This is a genomic window from Luteibacter sp. P4_D7_3 (genome assembly GCF_056401735.1).
This window is the reverse complement of the sequence record NZ_JBFUIT010000318.1, coordinates 1-4,432: the sequence shown is the minus strand read 5'-3', so window position 1 is coordinate 4,432 and position 4,432 is coordinate 1. Positions and strand designations below refer to the sequence as shown.

At 64.7% G+C, this 4,432-nt stretch carries 3 protein-coding genes; 1 reads left to right on the top strand and 2 read right to left on the bottom strand.

Annotation, left to right across the window (positions count from 1 at the left end; genetic code table 11):
- Both AC1DSN_RS18900 and AC1DSN_RS18895 read right to left on the bottom strand, forming a co-directional pair.
- The coding region (locus tag AC1DSN_RS18900) for a formate dehydrogenase accessory sulfurtransferase FdhD (RefSeq protein ID WP_477332208.1) at positions 1-606 on the bottom strand (606 nt) is incomplete at its 3' end.
- The gene (locus AC1DSN_RS18895; RefSeq protein ID WP_477295933.1) at positions 596-2,941 is read right to left on the bottom strand and encodes an FdhF/YdeP family oxidoreductase; all 2,346 of its coding nucleotides are present in this window, start codon (positions 2,939-2,941) and stop codon (positions 596-598) included. The genes AC1DSN_RS18895 and AC1DSN_RS18900, both read right to left, overlap by 11 nt.
- A gap of 165 nt (positions 2,942-3,106) precedes the next feature.
- Between AC1DSN_RS18895 and AC1DSN_RS18890 the strand changes: the two genes are divergently transcribed.
- Complete coding sequence (locus tag AC1DSN_RS18890; RefSeq protein ID WP_477332206.1) at positions 3,107-4,126, top strand: hypothetical protein; 1,020 nt, start codon at positions 3,107-3,109, stop codon at positions 4,124-4,126.
- Positions 4,127-4,432: the final 306 nt, after the last annotated feature.

Here is a 4,432-nt window from a genome sequence, read left to right as displayed (position 1 = left end):
GACAATGGCGCCGTCGGGAAAAGCCCAGGCCGCGGCATGGACCGAGCCGGTAAAGGCATTGATCGGCTGCGATGCGCGCAGCGACTCCAGTGCCCGCTCGATCGCATCGACGCCTATCGTCGGTCCGGCACCGACGGGCTCAGGGTGGCGCACCACGTCTTCCAGCTCCCGGCTTCCGCAGATGCCACAGCCACTGCGTCCTGGCATCTCGCGTGGCAGGCGCTCTTTGTAGGAGCTGATGTCATCGGTGACCCCTGCGGAGCGCTTCGGTGACGATTCCGGCGAGCGCCCATCGCCGCTGAAGCGGCTCCTGCAGGTTTTCGCGGTACGGATGTTGACGGTGATCCCTTCGAGGACCTCCTGCACATCGATGCGCTCGATCTCCGCGATCGAGTCGACGCGACCTTCGGTCAGTGCAAAACCGCGGGCGAAGTCTTCCAGGTCCATTGGCGTCGCCATCATCACCGCGAACGGCTCGCCGTCGAAGTGCATCGCGACGGGCACCTCCTCGGCCAGCCGGTCGTCGTCCGGCGTTGCGACACCACGTTCGACACGCAGGACCGGTCGCGTGGTCGAGCCGCGGGGCGTCTGTCGATCAGACGGCATGCGCGACCCGTCCCTTCGGCTTCTTCTTGCCCTGTACAGCGGAAACGGTGATCCGGACCGGGACGGACTTATAGGCTGGCGTGCCGGAACGGCGGTCGTGGCTTTCCAGGGCGATGAGCGCATTGCCTTCGGGGTAGTACATCGCCACGGAGCCTTCGGCAATGTCGTACTCCACGGCAACAAAGCCGTCCACAGCGCGACGCTTGCCGTCGGCGGCATTGACACCTGTCGCGACCACGTCGATCCGGTCGCCGTGCTTGAGGCCACGGGCGGCGAGATCCTTGGCATGCATGAAGATCACGTCGCGCCTGCCCGTTACACCGCGATAGCGATCGTTCAGCCCGTAAATCGTGGTGTTGTACTGGTCGTGCGAGCGGATCGTCGTCAGCATCAGGTCGCCTTCGTCCAGCACCGGGTCTTCGTCGAGACCGCGCGCGAGAAGGAAATTCGCGCGCTTGTCCGGCGTGGCCCAGTCGCGTTCGCTCGCCGCCACGCGCAGGCGAAAGCCACCTGGCTGGCGAAGACGTTCGTTGAAGTCGAAGAAGATCGGGAAAACCTTTTCGATATCTTCGCGGATCAGGTCGTAATCGCCGACCAGACGATCCCAGTCGACCCGCGTATGCGGAAGGGTCGCTTTYGCGATGCCGCGTACGATCCATGGCTCCGATCGCAGGTGTTCGGAGGCTGGCTTCAGGCTACCGGCCGAGGCATGCACCATCGACATCGAGTCCTCGACGGTGACCGACTGCGCACCCGTCGCCTGCACGTCCAGCTCGGTGCGGCCGAGGCAGGGCAGGATGAAGGATTGCCTGGCCAGGATGAGGTGCGAACGGTTGAGTTTGGTCGCGATGTGCACCGCCAGATCGAGCCCGCGCATCGCCTCGAAGGTTTCTTCGGTATCCGGCATGGCCACGGCGAGGTTGCCGCCGAGGGCGACCAGCGCTTTCGAACGGCCATCGCGGATGGCGATGACTGCTGCGACCGCATCGTGGCCATGTTCCACCGGTGGCTCGAAGCCGTAGGTGGTGCGGATGCCGCGGTTGAGCCCGTCGTCGGGTTTCTCGGTAATGCCGACCGTGCGGTCGCCCTGTACGTTGCTGTGTCCACGCAGAGGGCAGATGCCGGCGCCCTGGCGACCGATGTTGCCGCGCAGAAGGAGCAGGTTGGCGATCTGCTGCACGTTCTCGGTGCCATGGGCGTGCTGGGTGATACCCATGCCGTAACAGACGATCACGCGGCTGGCCTTGGCGTAGATATCGGCGGCAGCTTCGATATCGACCCGGCTTAGGCCTGACTTCGCCTCGATGGCGTCCCAGCCGGTAGCGTCGACATCGTCGACGAGGGCCTCGTAGCCGGTGGTGTTCGCTTCAATGAAATCGCGATCGATCACGCCGGGCTGCCCCGCCGCAATCGCTTCCCGGTCGGCGGCGAGCAGGAACTTCATCATGCCCTTGAGCACGGCCACGTCGCCGCCGATCTTCAGTTTGTAATACGTCGATGCGATGCGCACCGAACTGTTGGTCAGCATCTCCACCGGGTGCTGCGGCGAAGTGAAGCGCTCCAGTCCGCGCTCGGGCAAGGGATTGAGGACCACGATAGGCACGCCGCGCAACGAGGCTTCGCGCAACGTCGAAAGCATGCGGGGATGATTGGTGCCGGGATTGTGGCCGATGCAGAAGATCGCATCGCAATGGTCGAAGTCCTCGAGTAGCACCGTGCCTTTGCCCGAGCCGATCGATTTCGGCAGGCCCACGCTGGTGGCTTCGTGACACATGTTCGAGCAGTCGGGAAAGTTGTTCGTGCCGTATTCGCGGACGAACAGCTGGTAGAGAAAGGCCGCCTCGTTGGAGGCACGACCGGATGTATAGAACTCCGCCATGTTCGGATCGGGCAGGGCGCGCAGCCCCTCCCCGATGCGACGGAAGGCCTCGTCCCATTCGATCGCCTGGTAGGTGTCGCTTGCACGGTCATAGGCCATCGGGTGCGTGATCCGCCCCAGGCCTTCGAGGGTGTAGTCGCTGAGGTTCCACAGGTCGGCGACCTTGTTCCTGGCGAAGAACTCCGGTTTCACCCGCTTGGCCGTGGCCTCCCAGGTGACCGCTTTAGCACCGTTCTCGCAAAACTCAAACGAGGACGTTTCCTTCGGGTCTGGCCACGCGCACCCCGGGCAATCGAAACCGGTGGGCTGGTTCATCCGGTGTAGTGCGATGGACTCGCGCCCCAGGGCGAGTTGGCCGCTGACGGCGCGCGCCACCGCACCCAGGGCGCCCCATCCGCCGGCAGCGCCTTCGTAGTCGCTGATGCCCGGAACGTCCGGGAGGTCTTTCTCGCTCATGGCCACGCCTCGTTCGCTACGCCTGGGCCAATCGTAAACGGGACCGCGTAATTAATCGCTGAAGTCGTCGTCGCGGCTCTTACCCGGGATTCACGTCGCCTTGGCAGGCGCTTCTGCAACCTCCGCGCGGCTCGGCGCCCTCCCCATGGCGCCTGGAAGAACGAAGTGTCCCTACAAATACGTGCCGCCGTTACCCAGGAACGGCAGTCTGCCTACGGCCTGCCCATTGGCGATCTGCGTGGCTTTGGCCGGGTCCGGGCCGATGCGTCGGTGGTGCAGCTGGCGCTGGACCGGGGCAGGGGCCTGCTTGGCGCATCCGGAGACGAGCAACCCTTGGTAAGCCTCGTTATGGACGGCGATGTCCATTGGGTCAACGCCTACGTGCCGGGCACCAATGTTCTTGAATCGACGGCCCGCACGGCGTCCGGCGAGCTTTGTGTCGTCGATTTCATGGCCCTTGCCGAAGGGCGTCCCGGGCAAGCCGAGGCGATTCCGGCGGGCCGTTTCGTACGCATCGTGACCTGCACGGAAGGGGATGTGGCGTTCGAGATGGTCTGTGGGGCTGGGCTTCATGGAGGCAATAGCGTCGCCGGTGAACCGGCACCTACCGAGCTGTTGGCGCAGGCAGGGTGGTATCTGGGCTGCTCGCGGCCGCTCCGCGTCGAAGAAGGTACCGCCGTCGCCTCGCTGCGGCTCGGGGCCGGTGAGAGCGTAGTCCTGGTCGTGAGCGAGACGGCCGTGCGGGGTGGCGTCGCCTTGGTCGCTTCGGCCTTTCATGCGCTCGGCGACACCATCCACTACTGGACATGGTGGAGCGATCGCTGCCGGTACAAGGGCGACGACTTCGACGCCGTCCTGCGCGAGGCGCTGTGCCTCAAGCTCGCCTGCTCGGCGGCGGGCCTGCAGGTCGAGGATCCGGGCGCGACAGGATTTTCGTGTGCCCCGCTGGGAGAAATGTCGCGCGTCGCGGCCCGCTTTCTCGACCTGGGATACCGACACGAATGTGCCGAGCTGCTCGCCTTTGTCCAGGAACACTCGCCACCCACCGTCCCGGGGCGCTGGGCTTGCGATGAGTCGTTCGGCGAGACTCTCGATCGCTATCTGGCGAAGTACGGGGACGCCGGACTGGTCGACTCACTCCGCGCCATGACCCATGTGCCGCCGCCGCATTCGCGCATAGCCTGATCCGGAAGCGCGCCCTCCCGTTTATGCGCCCGGGCCGCCCCCGATGTTCATACCGTCGCATGCGTCGGACGGCTCATCATGGATTCCGGAGATTCCGGTATGGCTGGTTTTTTTTAAAACCCTAACCTATGCCTACCCCGACGGCCCTGCCGCCTCGAACCTCAAACCAGGAATCTTCGCCATGAAATTCGCACTCGCCGCTCTCATCTCCTCCAGTCTCGCCTTTGGCGCTAACGCCAGCGCTGCAGAAAAACCGCCGATCGTACTGGTCCACGGCGCGTTCGAGAACGCTTCGGTCTGGGGGCT